Source organism: Geodermatophilus sp. SYSU D00814 (assembly GCF_054050055.1).
The window spans coordinates 24,138-38,565 of sequence record NZ_JBJGYP010000036.1 but is presented as its reverse complement, the minus strand read 5'-3'; the positions used below and the strand labels follow the sequence as shown (position 1 = coordinate 38,565).

General features: G+C 75.8%; 15 protein-coding genes. 8 read left to right on the top strand and 7 right to left on the bottom strand.

Translation table 11 applies throughout. From position 1 onward, the window contains the following. Nucleotides 1-108 precede the first annotated feature (108 nt). Nucleotides 109-1,668: a methyl-accepting chemotaxis protein gene (locus tag ACI780_RS21315; protein ID WP_456870022.1), complete on the bottom strand. Its 1,560-nt coding sequence runs from the start codon at nucleotides 1,666-1,668 to the stop codon at nucleotides 109-111. Nucleotides 1,669-1,770: 102 nt separating this feature from the next. Beyond that, nucleotides 1,771-2,781: an iron-containing redox enzyme family protein gene (locus tag ACI780_RS21310; RefSeq protein ID WP_457005601.1), complete on the bottom strand. Its 1,011-nt coding sequence runs from the start codon at nucleotides 2,779-2,781 to the stop codon at nucleotides 1,771-1,773. A gap of 75 nt (nucleotides 2,782-2,856) precedes the next feature. Here ACI780_RS21310 and ACI780_RS21305 point away from each other — a divergent pair, with 75 nt between their 5' ends. Further along, entirely contained in the window at nucleotides 2,857-3,702 is an 846-nt protein-coding gene (locus ACI780_RS21305) for an SDR family NAD(P)-dependent oxidoreductase (protein WP_457005599.1), read from the top strand. Nucleotides 3,703-3,742: 40 nt separating this feature from the next. Here the strand turns inward: ACI780_RS21305 and ACI780_RS21300 are convergent, their stop codons facing one another. Continuing rightward, nucleotides 3,743-3,919 carry a hypothetical protein gene (locus ACI780_RS21300; RefSeq protein ID WP_457005597.1) on the bottom strand — a complete coding sequence of 59 codons (177 nt, stop codon included), beginning with the start codon at nucleotides 3,917-3,919 and terminating at the stop codon, nucleotides 3,743-3,745. After that, nucleotides 3,920-4,150 carry a hypothetical protein gene (locus ACI780_RS21295; RefSeq protein WP_457005595.1) on the bottom strand — a complete coding sequence of 77 codons (231 nt, stop codon included), beginning with the start codon at nucleotides 4,148-4,150 and terminating at the stop codon, nucleotides 3,920-3,922. Nucleotides 4,151-4,216: 66 nt separating this feature from the next. Between ACI780_RS21295 and ACI780_RS21290 the strand changes: the two genes are divergently transcribed. From ACI780_RS21290 to ACI780_RS21275, 4 genes are all read left to right on the top strand, one after another. Further along, complete coding sequence (locus ACI780_RS21290) at nucleotides 4,217-4,354, top strand: hypothetical protein (RefSeq protein ID WP_457005593.1); 138 nt, start codon at nucleotides 4,217-4,219, stop codon at nucleotides 4,352-4,354. Between the two features lie 38 nt (nucleotides 4,355-4,392). Further along, complete coding sequence (locus ACI780_RS21285; protein WP_457005591.1) at nucleotides 4,393-4,941, top strand: DUF1353 domain-containing protein; 549 nt, start codon at nucleotides 4,393-4,395, stop codon at nucleotides 4,939-4,941. Nucleotides 4,942-5,249: 308 nt separating this feature from the next. Continuing rightward, nucleotides 5,250-5,618, top strand: coding sequence for a hypothetical protein (locus ACI780_RS21280; RefSeq protein WP_457005589.1), 369 nt, complete (start codon nucleotides 5,250-5,252; stop codon nucleotides 5,616-5,618). A 224-nt stretch (nucleotides 5,619-5,842) separates the two neighbouring features. Then, nucleotides 5,843-7,195: a dicarboxylate/amino acid:cation symporter gene (locus ACI780_RS21275; RefSeq protein WP_456870029.1), complete on the top strand. Its 1,353-nt coding sequence runs from the start codon at nucleotides 5,843-5,845 to the stop codon at nucleotides 7,193-7,195. 97 nt (nucleotides 7,196-7,292) lie between these two features. Here ACI780_RS21275 and ACI780_RS21270 read toward each other — a convergent pair whose 3' ends face one another. Together ACI780_RS21270 and ACI780_RS21265 are read right to left on the bottom strand one after the other, a co-directional pair. Beyond that, nucleotides 7,293-7,727, bottom strand: coding sequence for an ester cyclase (locus ACI780_RS21270; protein ID WP_456870030.1), 435 nt, complete (start codon nucleotides 7,725-7,727; stop codon nucleotides 7,293-7,295). 96 nt (nucleotides 7,728-7,823) lie between these two features. Further along, nucleotides 7,824-8,642: an alpha/beta fold hydrolase gene (locus tag ACI780_RS21265; RefSeq protein WP_456870031.1), complete on the bottom strand. Its 819-nt coding sequence runs from the start codon at nucleotides 8,640-8,642 to the stop codon at nucleotides 7,824-7,826. Nucleotides 8,643-8,801: 159 nt separating this feature from the next. Between ACI780_RS21265 and ACI780_RS21260 the strand changes: the two genes are divergently transcribed. Continuing rightward, on the top strand, nucleotides 8,802-11,723 hold the full coding sequence (locus ACI780_RS21260; RefSeq protein WP_457005586.1) for an AfsR/SARP family transcriptional regulator: 2,922 nt from the start codon (nucleotides 8,802-8,804) through the stop codon (nucleotides 11,721-11,723). Between the two features lie 128 nt (nucleotides 11,724-11,851). On the opposite strand, the gene glnA is transcribed toward ACI780_RS21260, so the two are convergent. Next, nucleotides 11,852-13,288, bottom strand: coding sequence for a type I glutamate--ammonia ligase (glnA, locus tag ACI780_RS21255; protein ID WP_456870033.1), 1,437 nt, complete (start codon nucleotides 13,286-13,288; stop codon nucleotides 11,852-11,854). Between the two features lie 169 nt (nucleotides 13,289-13,457). Here glnA and ACI780_RS21250 point away from each other — a divergent pair, with 169 nt between their 5' ends. Further along, nucleotides 13,458-13,868 carry an RDD family protein gene (locus tag ACI780_RS21250; protein ID WP_456870034.1) on the top strand — a complete coding sequence of 137 codons (411 nt, stop codon included), beginning with the start codon at nucleotides 13,458-13,460 and terminating at the stop codon, nucleotides 13,866-13,868. Nucleotides 13,869-13,878: 10 nt separating this feature from the next. Further along, a complete protein-coding gene (locus tag ACI780_RS21245; protein WP_456870035.1) occupies nucleotides 13,879-14,376 on the top strand; it encodes a GNAT family N-acetyltransferase in 498 nt (165 codons plus the stop codon). Nucleotides 14,377-14,428 lie beyond the last annotated feature (52 nt).

The window sequence follows — 14,428 nt, the reverse complement described above, 5'->3', positions numbered from 1 at the left end:
CCCGCCCCCGCCCCCCACGATCCGGCCCGCGGCGCAGCGGCCCGGGACGCCCCCGCAGTTGTGACGGTGGGGGGCCGGCCCGCCCCCGGGGCCCGGCCCGCCCCCGCCTCAGCGGTCGGTCTGGATGGCGCGCGCCATCCGGACCTGCTCCTCCAGCACGTCGGTGATCCGTGCCTGGACGGCGTCGAGCCGGCCGATCACCTCGCTGGTGGCGTGGATGCCCGCGGTGACCTGCTCGCTGCTGGCCTGGATGCCGGCGATCTGGTCCGACACCCGCTGGGTGGCCGCCGCGGTCTCCCGCGCCAGGTCCTTGACCTCGCTGGCCACGACCGCGAAGCCGCGGCCGAGCTCCCCGGCGCGGGCGGCCTCGATGGTGGCGTTGAGGGCCAGCAGGTTGGTCTGGTCGGCGATGCCGGAGATGATCCGGATGACCTCGCCGATCGACGTCGACGACTCGGTCAGCGTGGCCACCTCGGTGGTCATCGCCGAGGCCTGCGTCACGGCGCTGTCGGCCACCTCCCCGGCGGCCGCGGCCGCCGAACGCAGCCGCTCGACGCTGTCGAGGAGCTCGCGGGCGCGCTGCGCGTCGGCCTCGGCGCGGCGCAGCGCGTCCAGCCGCTGGGAGACCAGGCGCTGCACGTTGCGCAGCGCGTCGGCCCGCGACTCCGACAGCTCGACGGTGTCGGTGGTGAAGAAGTCCATGGTGCCGATGACCTCCCCGCCGACGGTGATCGGGAAGCAGACGCCCGAGCGCACCCCGGCCCGCTGGGCGGCCGGCGCGCGCACGCAGTCGGTGACCTCGGCCAGGTCGCGGACGAAGACCAGGTCGCGCTCCCGCCAGGCCCGCCCGGACAGGCCGACGCCCTCGGCGAAGGTGGCCGTCAGGGTGACCCGGCGGAACTCCTCGCCCGCCGTGCCGGACTCGGTGCGGAAGCGCAGCAGCCGCTCGGCGTCGTCGAGCGCCCAGAAGGAGCCGTAGGCCCAGCCGAACGCGGCGCGCACGGTCTCCAGCGCCGTCTGCAGGGCGGCCGCCTCGTCGCTGGCCTCGCCGACGGAGGTGACGACGGCGGTCACGGCCGCCCGGTCGTCGACGGTCTCGCGCACCGCTGCCGTCGCGAGCGCCGCGGCGCGCATGTGGTCGAGCAGCCGGTGGATGGCCTCCCACTTCTCCCGGCGGGCGCCGAAGAAGGGCAGCTGGCCGCGGTGGTGGTACTCGAGCACCGCGGTGACCCGGCCGCCGTCGACGGCGGGGACGAAGCACCCCTCCCGCGCACCCGCGGCCCAGGCGTTCTCCCACCGCACGCAGCTGCCGCGCCCGGCCGGCGCGCTGTCCACGTGCACCGTCCGGCGCTCCCGCAGCGCCTTGCCGCCCATGCCCGCCGACTCCGTCAGCGGCAGCTCCTGCCGCCAGCCGGCGCGGATGGCCGGCGCCAGGGGACCGGTCTCGTAGGCGAGGGTGAACGCGCCGCTGCCCGTGGGCGCCCACACGGCGCCGTAGTCCAGGCCGTTGGTCTCGGTGATGGTGCGGACCACCGCGACGTGGGCGTCGAGCTGCGTGCGCACCGACGCGTCGAGGGCGGCGACCACCGCCTCGAGCGTCTCGATGTCCCGCGGGGTCGGCGGCGGAGGCGTGCTGCTGACGGGGACGGGGTCGGTGCGCCGCCACATGGGGTCCTCCGCGGTCGGGGGTGCCGCGGGCGCAGGCCCACGGTCCGTGTCCGTGGAGGATCGGCAGCCGGGTCCCTCATGTGCAGTCGGGCCGGCCCCGGTTCACGCGGCGAGAGCCGGCTCCCCCCGCAGCGCCGAGCGGCCGGCCTCCCACGCGCCGAGCAGGTGGCCGGCGGCCAGCCCGTCGAGCGCCAGCGAGCAGGCGGCGCCGAACAGGACGTCGTCGGCGAGCGCGCGGTCCTCGGCGACCAGCGACCCGCACATGTCCACCGCGGCGATCTGCTCGTGGACGGCGTCGGCCTCGACGTGCTCGTCGTAGAAGACGGTGGTGCGCTCGCCGTGGCCGAGGCGGCGCAGGCCCGAGGAGTAGCGGCGGCTGGGCTCGGAGGAGGTCATCTCCACGCAGGCCAGGTGCCCCAGGGCCGCGGCCCGCCAGCGCCGGTGCAGCCCGAACAGCGACATGGTGTTGACCGTGGTGAAGGCGACCGCCGGGGCGGCGTCCCACAGCGCGCCGTAGCCGGCGTCGAGGCCGAGGTCGCGCATCATCCCGGCGAACAGCTCGCTGTGCATGCGCTCGGCCGAGCCGCCGCCGTACTCGTCGGCCTGGATCTCCACCATCGCGGCCTTGGCCCGCCCCGACAGCCGCGGGATGGCGAAGGTGTGCGGATCGGCCTCCTTGAGGTGGTAGACCGACCGCAGGGTCAGGTACTCCCGCCACTGCTCGGGGGTGCCGGAGCGGGCCATGTACCGCGACAGCGACGGGCCGTCGTCGGCGGCGATGAGCGCGGTCAGCTGCTGGTCCACCGGATCGTCGGTGGCCGCCGTCGGGCCGGTGAGGTCGCGGAGCGCGGCCAGGTGCCGGCGCTCGAGGGAGGCCCGCAGCGTGAGCAGGTCGGGGTCCCACTCCAGGACGTCGTCGACGCCGTCGAACCCGCGGTAGTGCAGCTCGTAGCAGACCGCCAGCGCCAGCTGCAGGTCCTCGTCGAGCAGCGGCTCGGCCGCGGCCTCCGCGGTCGTGCGCGCCAGCTCCACGGCGGCGGCGGAGACCGCACCGGCGAGCAGGTCGTCGCGGAGGGCGGCGGTCAGCGGACCGCGGGGTTCGGGCAGGCGCATGGGGGCGGCATGCCCACTGGCCGCGACTTCGATGCACCGCGCACGATGGGATGTCACACGGGGTAGTGGCGGGACATGGCTGACCTGCGCGACCGCGTCGTCCTCGTCACCGGCGGCAGCGCCGGCATCGGGCGGGCCACCGTCGCCCGGCTGGCCGGCGCGGGAGCCCGGGTGGTCACCTGCGCCCGCGGCGGCGACCGGCTGCAGGAGGCGTGCACCGGCCTGCCCGGCGTCACCGGCGTGGTCGCCGACGTGGCCGACGCCGGCGACCGGGAGCTGCTGGTGCAGCGGGTGCTGGCCGAGCACGGCCGGCTCGACGCGGTCGTCCTGAACGCCGGGTTGGCCCACGCCGCGTTGGTGGAGGACACCCCGCGCGCGGCGGTCGAGGGCATGGTGGCCACCAACCTCACCGGGGTGGTGGACCTGACCGTGCTGGCGCTGCCGCACCTCCTGGCCGCGGCGGCCCTGCGCGGGCGGGGGGACCTGCTGGTGGTGAGCTCCGTGGCCGGGCTGTCGCAGGTGCCGCCGCTGACGGTCTACTCGGCCACCAAGGCCGGCGTGCAGGGGTTCGTCGCCGGGCTGCGGCGGGAGGTCACCGCCCGCGGGGTCCGGGTGCACTCGGTCATGCCCGGCCCGGTGGCCACCGAGTGGATGGCCCGGGGGCACGGGGCGGCGCCGGCCTCGGACGACGACGCCCGCGGCCGGCTGACCCCGGGCATCGCCCCCGGGCGGGTGGCCGACCGCGTCGCCGGCTGCCTGACCTCCTCCCGCTCGCGCTCGGTCGCCGTGCCGCGGGCCATGGGCGTGGCGCGGCTGGGGGAGGTGTTCCCGGTCGACCGGCTGCTCGACGCCGTGCTGTCGCGGCAGACCGACCGGATCCGGCGGGTCGCCGCGCGGATGGTCGAGCGGCGGACCCGCTGACCGGCGCTCACCCGGTCGGGCACACCGGAGGTTGGTGGCGTCAACCAACGGGGTAGAGGGCGGTCCGGTTCCCGACCCGGAGGTGCTCCTTCTTCGACGTCGACAGCGGGTCGGTGCCGCTGTTCTTCATCGCCTTCGCCGTCGGCAACCTGGTCGGCCCGTTCGCGCTCGGCCACCTGTTCGACACCGTCGGCCGCCGCCGGATGATCGCGTCCACCTACGTCCTGTCCGGGGTGCTCCTGGCGATCACCGCGGTGCTGTTCCAGGCCGGGGTGCTCAACGCGATCACCCAGACCATCGCCTGGTCGATCATCTTCTTCGCCTCGGCGGGGCGAGCTCGGCCTACCTCACCGTCAGCGAGATCTTCCCGCTCGAGGTCCGGGCCAAGGCCATCGCCGTCTTCTTCGCCATCGCCCCGCTCTTCGGCGCCTTCGGCCCGTGGTTCCACGGCAAGCTCATCGGCGAGGGGGAGAGCACCGGGCCGCTGTTCGTCGGCTACCTCATCGGTGCCGGCGTGATGGTGCTCGGTGGCGTCGTGGCCGCCTTCCTCGGCGTGGACGCGGAGGGCAGGTCCCTGGAGGACGTCGCCACGCCGCTGGCCGCCCGCCGTCCCGGCACCCGCGTCGAGGGCGCCGCCCGGCCGCGGTCCTGACCCGAGCGGCGCGCGCCGGCCGGCGGCAGGATCGCGGGGTGCCCTTCGACCCGCCGTCGGCCGTGCTGCGCACCACCGGCGCCGGCGGCTGGACGCTGGTCGAGCCGCTGACCTACCGCGGCCGGCGGGACCGGTTCGTCGTCCCGGCCGGCTTCGAGACCGACCTGGCCACCGTGCCGCGGCCGGTGCTGTGGCTGGTGCCCGAGGCCGGGCGGTACACGCCGGCGGCGGTGCTGCACGACTGGCTGTGCACCGTCGGCATCGCCACCGGCGCGGTCACCTCCCGGCAGGCCGACGGGCTGTTCCGCCGGGCGATGCGCGAGGCCGACGTCCCGGTGCTGCTGCGCTGGCTGATGTGGACCGGCGTCCGGTGGGGGGCGCTGGCCGACCCGCAGCGCCGCGGCGGCTGGCTGGCGACGGCGCCCGGCGTCCTCGCCGTCTCGCTGCTGGCCGCGCCGCTGGTGCTGCCGTCGGTGGTGGTCGTCCCGGGCCTGCTGGTCTACGCCGCCGCCGAGCGGCTGGCGTCGGGCAGGGCGGGCGTGCGGCCGTGGTCGCGCCGCCGGGGGAGCCGCCGCCGGGCCGGCTGACCTCACCCGCCCCGCGGTGGCGGGACCGGGTCGCAGCCGTCGCAGCCGTCCCAGGCCGAGCCGCGGGAGCGCCGGGACCGTCGGCGGGCTCGGCGTCGGGTGCAGCCGGGGCGGGCGGTCACGGGGCGGCATGCTGCACGGCGCCCGCCTGCGGTGGAAGGGCCGCCCGCGCGCGTCGTGCGTGCAACGGTTCGTCCCGCCCGTCCCGTGCACTCCCTACCGCCCCACGCGTGCCCGGGTCCGGTGGCGGGACTGCCGACCCTGGGGACACGACCCGCAGCCCGCGGGCCCGTCCGAGGAGGCACCCGATGTCCGTGCCGTCGTCCCCCCAGCCGTCGTCCCCCCAGCCGGCACGGCCCGACCACCGGCTCACCGAGCTGCGCGCCGGCATGTCCGTGGTCAGCAGCGCCGCCGCCGACCTCGGCGTGGGCGCGCAGCCCCGGGTCCGCGTGCTGCCCGACGGCCGGCTGTGGCTGACCGAGCAGCAGGTGGAGGTCAGCGCCGCCGACGTCTACCAGGCCGCCCGCGGGCTGGTCGCCGCCCAGCTCGACGCCATCGCCCGCGTCACCGGCCAGTCGGTCGAGGACCACGCGCTGGCCTGGCTGGTCACCCTGCAGACCAACGAGGTCCTGGTCGGCCTCGGGGACGGGGCGGTCGCCGAGGACGACGCCGCCTGACGCGGGACCCGCGCCGGAGCGGCACGCGCCCCGCGCTGACCCGGCGTGAGACCGCCCACAGCCGGGATGCGGCGTCGGGCCTGCGGCATTGACCTCCTCGTGCGGAACGTCTGGGGTCTCACGCGCTGCCGTGAGGTGGACCTGTGCCGGGTGACGAGCGCCGGCTGACCGGTGCCGTCCCCGCGTCGTCAGCCCCCTCCTCCTCCCTCCCGGAAGGCACGTCCGTGCTCGCACGTCTCCGCCGCGTCCCGTTCGCGGCGCAGGTCCTCCTCGCCCTCGTGGTGGGCGTCGCCCTGGGCCTCGTGGCCCGCGAGATGGGCCCCGTCGCCGACGGCACGCCCAACTGGCTCACCAGCACCCTGCAGACCGTCGGCGGCACCTTCGTCACGCTGCTGAAGGCGCTGGTCCCGCCGCTGATCGTCACCGCGGTCATCGTCAGCATCGCCAACCTCAAGCAGGTGTCCAACGCCGCCCGGCTGGCCGGGCAGACGCTGCTGTGGTTCGCGATCACCGCGCTGATCGCCGTCACCATCGGCATCGGCCTGGGCCTGCTCACCCAGCCCGGCCGCAACAGCTCCGTCGACGCGGCCAGCGCCACCGACCCAGGCACCACCGGCGGCTGGTGGGACTTCCTCACCGGCCTGGTGCCCGGCAACGTCCTCGGCCTGCAGGCCTCCGCCGGCGACGACGGCTCGATCGGGCTGTCGTTCAACGTGCTGCAGCTGATCGTCATCGCGGTGGCCGTCGGTGTCGCCGTCCTCAAGGTCGGCGAGCCGGCCGAGCCGTTCCTGCGCCTGGTCCGCTCCGCGCTGGCGATCGTCCAGAAGATCCTCTGGTGGGTCATCCTGCTGGCCCCGATCGGCACCGTCGGCCTCATCGGCAACGCCGTGGCCAGCTACGGCTGGGAGTCGCTGGGCTCGCTGAGCGTCTTCGCCGGCGCCGTCTACGCCGGTCTGGCCCTGGTGCTGTTCGTCGTCTACCCGGTGCTGCTGCGCCTGCACGGCCTCTCGCCGCTGCGGTGGTTCGCCGGCGCCTGGCCGGCGATCCAGCTGGCCTTCGTCTCCCGGTCCTCGATCGGCACCCTGCCGGTGACCGAGCGGGTCACCGAGCAGAGCCTGGGCGTGCCGCGGTCCTACGCCTCCTTCGCCGTGCCGCTGGGCGCGACGACGAAGATGGACGGCTGCGCGGCGATCTACCCGGCGCTCGCGGCGATCTTCGTGGCGCAGTTCTTCGGCGTGGACCTGTCGGTCACCGACTACCTGCTCATCGCGCTGGTGTCGGTCGTCGGCTCCGCCGCCACCGCCGGGGTCACCGGCGCGGTGGTCATGCTGACGCTGACGCTGTCCACCCTCGGGCTGCCGCTGGCCGGCGTCGGCCTGCTGCTGGCCATCGACCCGATCCTGGACATGGGCCGCACCGCGGTGAACGTGGCCGGCCAGGCGCTGGTGCCCACGATCGTCGCCAAGCGCGAGGGCATCCTCGACGTCGAGCGGTTCCGCTCCGGCCGCGCGGCCGGCCCGCTGCCCGAGCAGACCGGCGGCGTCGACGCCGACCTGCGCGCCCCCGCGGCCGCCTGACCGCAGCCCCACCGACGGGCCGGTGACCTCCTCGCGAGGTCACCGGCCCGTCGCCGTGTCCGGCCCGGTCGCCGCGGCCGCAGCCACCCGCGTCCGGTCAGACGAGCACGGAGGGGACCTCGACGGTCTTCGGGACGACCCCGAGCTGCTTCAGCAACCCGAGCACGTCGGTGATCCCGTGCTCCTCGACCAGCTGGCGGCGGACGATCCGGGCGACGCTGATGCCGGCGACGTGCACCCGCCTCCCGGTGGGCGGGATGCCCCCGAAGTCGCCTCCGTGGGTCGCCTGGACGAACCACCGCACCGAGACCTGCTCGCCGACCTCCAGGACGTGCTCGATGGTGATCCGCAGGTCCGGGAAGCCGGTGGTCAGCGTCTCGTAGTGCCTCTCGTAGCCCTCGACGCCGCGGATGACCTCGGGCTCCGCCGGGTCGTGGCCGTGGTAGTCGGGTGAGATGAACCGCGGGATGCCGCTCGGGTCCTTGCCGTTCCAGATCTGCTCGATGTGGGCGCGGAACACTGCCTCGGACACGGGGGATCTCCTTCCGACGGGGCACCCGGCGCTGCGGGTGCCGGTCCGGGACGGGGGTGCCGGCCGGCGGGCCGGCGAGGGGGTCGGACGAGGGGCTCAGGCGAGGTCGGCGGGGACCCGCGTCTGCTCCAGGACGAACCCGGCGACGACGTCGTGCACCCGGTCGCGGTCGTGCTCGTTGAGGACGTCGTGCAGGTCGCCGGGGAACGTGCGCAGGGTCGCCCGGGGCAGCTGCGCGGCGAGCGCGCGGGAGTCCTCGACGGGGACCACCGGGTCGCTCTCGCCGTGCAGGACGAGGACCGGGATCGACGGCCGGCCCTCGGCCAGCGAGGCCGCGACCTCGGGCCAGGTCCGCACCACCGCGTCCAGGGTCGCCCGGGGCACGGCCCCGCGGTACACCAGCGGGTCGTGCAGCAGGGCGTGCACGTAGCGCGGGTGGGTGCTGAACGCCTCCGTCGGGTCCGGGGAGTCGACCTCCTGGCTGCCGGCGGCGGCGAGGGCCTGGACCCAGGGGAGCGGCCGGGCCGGCGGCGCGGACACGACGAGCGCCCGCGCCAGCTGCGGGAACCGCTGGGCGAGCAGGAGGGCGGCCAGGCCCCCACCGGAGTGCCCCATGACCACCAGGGGGCGCCCCGGGTGCCGTGCCTGGGCCAGGTTCGCCAGCGTGCGGGCGTCGTCGACGTAGTCGTCCCAGGACGACATGAGGTCGCGCGGCCCGTCGCTGCGGCCGTGGCCGATGGCGTCCAGCGCGTGGACGGCGATCCCGTCGGCGGTCAGCCGCCGGGCGAGGGTGTCGTACAGGCCCAGGTGCTCACCGAACCCGCCGTGGCAGAAGACGACGACGCCCCGGACGTCGCCGTCGGGCAGCCAGGCGTGGTGGTGGATGCGTCCCCGGACACCGGTGAAGAAGGGCATCGCCGCGGTCCTCCCGTGCTCGGGCCGGTGGATCCGGCCTCGGCGACGACCCTGCTCGGCCGCGCTGTCACGGCGCTGACACCGGGGTGACACGGCAGCCCCCTGACGACGGCGGACGTGTCAGACTCCACCGGTCCGACCCCGTCGAGGTGACCGACGATGAGGTTCCGCGTCCTGGGTCCGCTCGAGATCGACGTCGGGGAGACCGAGCGGACCACGCTCCCCGGGCAGCGGCTGCGTGCCTGCCTGGCGGCGCTGCTGCTGCGGCCGGGCGCGGTGGTCCCCGCCCGGGTCCTCGTCGAGGCGCTGTGGGACGAGGACCCCCCGGCCCGGGCGGACAACGCCCTGCACCAGGTCGTCCGCCGACTGCGCGCCCAGCTGGGTCCGGCGGGCGGCGCGCTCGAGACCCGGCCGCCGGGCTACCGGTTGGCCGTCGCTCCGGACGCCGTCGACGCGGAGGTCTTCGAGCGGACGTGCCGGGCGGCCCGCGCCCGGGCAGCCGCCGACCCGGCCGCAGCCGTCGCGCTGCTCGACCGCGCCCTCGCGCTGTGGCGCGGACCCGCCTACGGCGAGTTCGCCGAGACCTTCGCCCGGGCGCCGGCCCAGCGGCTGGAGGAGCTGCGCGTCGCGGCCGCGGAGGAGCGCGCGGCGCTGCTGTACGAGTCCGGTGCGGTCGCCGACGCCCTGGCCGCCGCCCGGGAACTGGTGGCCGCGGCCCCGCTCCGCTCCCGGCCGGTCGAGGTGCTGGTGCGGGCGCTGGCCGCCGACGGCCGGGCGGTCGACGCGCTGGAGGTCTACCGCCGCCACCGGGAGGTGCTGGCCGACGAGCTCGGCATGGACCCGGCCGCGCCGCTGCAGGACCTGCAGCGACAGGTGCTCTCCGACGTGCTCCCGCCGCCGCGGCGGGCGGCACCCGGGGAGCCGGTGCCCCCGGCACCACCTGCCCGGCCGCTGCCCTGGCGGCCCGGACCACTGCTCGGCCGCGGCGAGGACCTCGCGCTGATCGCCGACTGCCTGGCGGAGCAGCGGCTGGTCACGCTGGTCGGCCCGGGAGGTGTCGGCAAGACGAGGCTGGCCCTGGAGGCGGCCCACGACCTCGCCGCCGGGGGCACCGCCGTCTGGTGGGGCGACCTCTCGGCCACCGCCGGGCACGTGCTCGCCGACGTGCTCGCGGAGGTGACGGGGGTCGATCCGCCGATGGGTCCGGACCCGGTCGGCGGCCTGGCCGCCGGTACCGCCGACCTGCGCGGCGTCCTCTGCCTGGACAACGCCGAGACCGTCCTGGCCGACCTCGCCCCGCTCGTCGAGCAGCTGGTGGCCACGGCGCCGGGACTCACCCTGCTGGTGACCAGCCGGGAGCGGCTGGACGCGGCGCACGAGCACGTGCACGTCCTCGCCCCGCTGCCCGTGCCCGCCGGCGCCGGCCGGGACAACCCGGCCGTCCGGCTGTTCCTCGACCGGGCGCCGGGTCTGGAGGTCGCCACCGTCTCCGACGACGACGTCGAGGTCATCGCCGCCACCTGCCGCCGGCTCGACGGCCTGCCGCTGGCCATCGAGATCGGCGCGGCCCGCGCGCCCACCTTCGGGCTGCGCGAGTTCGCGGCCCACCTGGAACGGGGACTGGACCTGCTGGCCGGCGGGCGCCGGACGGCCGCCGCCCGCCACCGCTCGGTGCGCGCGGTCGTCGACTGGTCCTACCGGCTTCTCTCGGCCGACGAGGCGTGCCTGTTCGACCGGCTGGCCGTCTTCCCCTCGGCGTTCACCACCGAGCGCGCCGAGTCGGTCTGCGCGGACGGGGCGCTGCCCGGCTCCTCGGTCGCGCCGCTGCTGGCGCGGCTGTGCGAGCAGTCCCTGGTGCAGGCCCGGGAGGGCCGGTTCTGGCTGCTGCAGACGCTGCGGACCTACGCCGCCGAACACCTCGGGGACGGCGAGCGAGCCGCGGTGCGCGCCCGGCACGCCGCCGACACGGCGCGGCGCCTGGCCTCGCTCACCGGGGCGCTGTGGAGCCCGCGGGAGCCGGAGGCGGCCGCCGCCCTCCGGGAGCTCGTCCCCGACCTGCACGCCGCCTGGTCCTGGGCCGCCGCGCACGACCGGGCGCTCGCCGTCGAGCTGGCCGCCGACGTGCACGACTACGCGTACTTCCGGCAGCGGCCGGACCTGCTCGCCTGGGGGCTCGAGGTGGCCCGGTGGGACCAGCCGCACCCGCGGCTGGCCGACGCCCTGGCGACCGCTGCGGCCGGCGCGTGGGCGGCCGGCCGGCTGGCCGAGGCCGAGGAGCTGACCGGCCGGGGCGTCGCGGCGGCCGGCGGTCCCGACGCACCCGCGGCGGCGCGCGCCATGGACCAGCGGGCCGCGCTGGCCATGTTCGCGGGGCACACCGAGGAGGGGGTCGCCCGCTACCGCCGGGCCGCGGACCTCTACCGGGCGGCGGGCGAGGACCTCCCCGGTGCCCTGTGCGACCTGTCGGTGTGCCAGGTCCTGAGCTACGACGGCGGCGAGGCGGAGGCCGCCGCACGGGTGGAGGAGCTGTCCGAGCCGGTGCGGCGCAGTGGGAACCCCTCCGGGCTCGCGTGGTGGCACTACGTGCGGGGCGAGGCCACGGTGCGCGCCGACCCGGCGGCGGCGCTGGCGGACTACACCACGGCCGCCGAGCACGCGGCGCGTGCCGACAACCGCCTGCTCCTCGGGCTGGCGCGCAGCTCCGCCGCCACGGTGCTCGGTGACGAGCAGCCGCCCTCCGTCGTGGTGGCCGAGCTCGGCCGGCTGCTCGACCACTGGGAGGACCTGGGCAACGAGGCCTCGGCGTGGTGGGTGCTGCTCACCCTCGCCGTGGTCCTGACCGCCCACGGCCGCGACCGGGACGCCGCCCTGCTGGCCGGGGCCGTGCGCGCGCACCGCGACCAGCACCCGGCGTTCGTGCGGGAGCAGCGGCGCTTCGACGAGGCGGTGGCCACCCTGCGTGCCCGGATGGGTGACGCCGCCGCCGACGCCAGGCTGGCCGAGGGCGGCCGGATGTCGTACGAGGAGGCCGGGCGGTGCGCCCGGCGGCTCATCGGCGCGGCGACGCCGCCCGCGCCCTGATCCGCCGGTCGCACGGCGGCGCCCTCCACCGACGCCGGCCCGCCGCGGCAGGCACCGGGAGCGCCCGCGGGCACGCGCAGGGGCCGGTGACCCGAGCGGGTCACCGGCCCCTGCGCGGACGGGCGGGATCAGATGTCGTAGTACATGGCGAACTCGTGCGGGTGCGGGCGCAGGCGGATCGGGTCGATCTCGTTCTCCCGCTTGTACTCGATCCACGTCTCGATCAGGTCGGGGGTGAACACCCCGCCGTCGACGAGGTACTCGTGGTCGACCTCGAGCCGGTCGAGGACGGCGTCCAGCGAGGCCGGGACCTTCTCGATGCCCAGGGCCTCCTCGGGCGGCAGCTCGTAGAGGTCCTTGTCCACCGGCGCCGGCGGCTCGATCTTGTTCTTGATGCCGTCGAGGCCGGCCATGAGCATCGCCGAGAAGGCGAGGTAGGGGTTGGCCGACGGGTCGGGCACCCGGAACTCGATGCGCTTGGCCTTGGGGTTGTCGCCCGAGATCGGGATGCGGCAGCAGGCCGAGCGGTTGCGCGCGGAGTAGACGAGGTTGATCGGCGCCTCGTAGCCGGGCACCAGCCGGTGGTAGCTGTTCACCGTGGGGTTGGTGAAGGCCAGCAGCGACGGGGCGTGGGCCAGCAGGCCGCCGATGTAGTGGCGGGCGGTGTCGGACAGCCCCGCGTAGCCGGTCTCGGCGTGGAAGAGCGGCTCGCCGTCCTTCCAGAGGCTCTGGTGGCAGTGCATGCCCGAGCCGTTGTCACCGAACAGCGGCTTGGGCATGAAGGTGACGGTCTTGCCGGCCTGCCAGGCGGTGCTCTTGATGACGTACTTGAACAGCATGAGGCTGTCGGCGGCCCGCAGCAGCGTGTCGAACTTGTAGTTGATCTCGGCCTGCCCGGCGGTGCCCACCTCGTGGTGCCCACGCTCGAGCTCGAGCCCCACGCCGGCCAGGTTGCGCATCATGTCCGCGCGCAGGTCGCTGTAGTGGTCGTAGGGCTCGACCGGGAAGTAGCCGCCCTTGGCGCGGGTCTTGTAGCCGAGGTTGGGGCCGACGCCGTTCTCGCCGGTGGGGGAGCCGGAGTTCCAGGACCCCTCGACCGAGTCGATGTGGTAGTAGCCCTCGTTGATCCCGGTGCTGTGGCGGATCGAGTCGAAGATGTAGAACTCCGCCTCCGGTCCGAAGTAGGCGGTGTCGGCGATGCCGCTGCTGGCCAGGTACGCCTCGGCCTTCTTCGCCACGTTCCGCGGGTCGCGGCTGTAGGCCTCCCGCGTGATCGGGTCGTGGATGAAGAAGTTGACGTTGAGCGTCCGGCTCTTGCGGAACGGGTCGACGAAGGCGCTGTTGGCGTCGGGCAGCAGCAGCATGTCCGACTCGTTGATGGCCTGGAAGCCGCGGATCGAGGACCCGTCGAAGCCCAGACCGTCGGAGAAGGTGTCCTCACCGAACGCCGACGCCGGGATGGTGAAGTGCTGCATGACGCCGGGCAGGTCGCAGAAGCGGACGTCGACGAACTCGACGTCGTTGTCGCGGATGTAGGCGGCGACCTCGTCGGGACTGGTGAACATCGATCCTCCGGGAGTGGGCGGACAGCCGCTGGAACGCTATGGCCGGGCGGTTGCCCGGGGGTGTCCCGACTGTTTCGGGGCGGTAACAACGGCCCCGGCGTGTCGCACGGGCCGTTCGTCGCACGGGCTCGTCACGAGCGGGTTCTACGCTTGGCGCATGGTCGGGGACGTGCAGCCACCCTCTCAGGAGCGCAGGCGGGGCGCCTCCCTGGGCCTGCCCGGCGACGGTCCGGGGTCACTCGCGCCGTTCGGCACGCGGGTCCTGGCCTTCCTCGTCGACGCGGTCCTCTCCGCCGTCGTCGCCGGGCTGTTCACCGCGCCCGACCTGCCGGGCAATTGGAGCCTGCTGTCCTTCGCCGTCGTCTACGTGGTGTTCCTCGTGGCGGTGGGGCAGACGCCGGGCATGCGCCTGCTCGGGCTGCGGCTGGCCCACCCGCGGCCGGCGGCCCGCCTGGCGCTGTGGCGGGCGGTGGTGCGCACCGGGCTGCTCATGCTGCTGGTGCCCGCCCTCGTCGTCGACGCCGACGGCCGCGGTCTGCACGACCGCGTCACCGACACCGCCGTCGTCCGCGACCGCTGAGGGGCCGCCGGTGATCGTCCGCCGCGAGCGGCCTGCCGACGCCGTCGCCGTCGACGCCGTGCACCGGGCGGCGTTCCCCACCGACGTCGAGGCCCGGCTGGTCGGGGAGCTGCGGCGCGACGCGGGCGTCCTGCCGCACCTGTCGCTGGTCGCCGTCGACGGCGGGGAGGTGGTCGGGCACGTCATCGCCACCCGCGGCCGAGTGGAGCCGGCCGGCGCGCCCGCGCTGGGCATCGGACCGGTCGGCGTGCGGCCCGACCGGCAGCGCGGGGGAGTGGGCACCGTGCTGGTGCACGCGCTGCTCGCCGTGGCCGAGGCGGCCGGCGAGCGGCTGGCCGTCCTGCTCGGGGACCCGGACTACTACCGGCGGTTCGGCTTCCTGCCCGCCGCCGACCTGGGGATCGCGTCCCCCGACCCCGCCTGGGGCGTGCACTTCCAGGCGCGGGCGCTGGCCGACGACGCCCCGCGCGGCACCTTCCGCTACGCCGCGCCCTTCGACCGGCTCTGAGACCCCGCGGACTCCCGGGCATAGGAAGCGATACGCACGTCCAGGCGCCCTG

Coding starts and splice junctions, on each gene's coding strand:
- ACI780_RS21315 (WP_456870022.1), bottom strand. CDS start 1,668: ATGTGGCGGCGCACCGACCCCGTCCCCGTCAGCAGCACGCCTCCGCCG.
- ACI780_RS21310 (WP_457005601.1), bottom strand. CDS start 2,781: ATGCGCCTGCCCGAACCCCGCGGTCCGCTGACCGCCGCCCTCCGCGAC.
- ACI780_RS21305 (WP_457005599.1), top strand. CDS start 2,857: ATGGCTGACCTGCGCGACCGCGTCGTCCTCGTCACCGGCGGCAGCGCC.
- ACI780_RS21280 (WP_457005589.1), top strand. CDS start 5,250: ATGTCCGTGCCGTCGTCCCCCCAGCCGTCGTCCCCCCAGCCGGCACGG.
- ACI780_RS21265 (WP_456870031.1), bottom strand. CDS start 8,642: ATGCCCTTCTTCACCGGTGTCCGGGGACGCATCCACCACCACGCCTGG.
- ACI780_RS21260 (WP_457005586.1), top strand. CDS start 8,802: ATGAGGTTCCGCGTCCTGGGTCCGCTCGAGATCGACGTCGGGGAGACC.
- glnA (WP_456870033.1), bottom strand. CDS start 13,288: ATGTTCACCAGTCCCGACGAGGTCGCCGCCTACATCCGCGACAACGAC.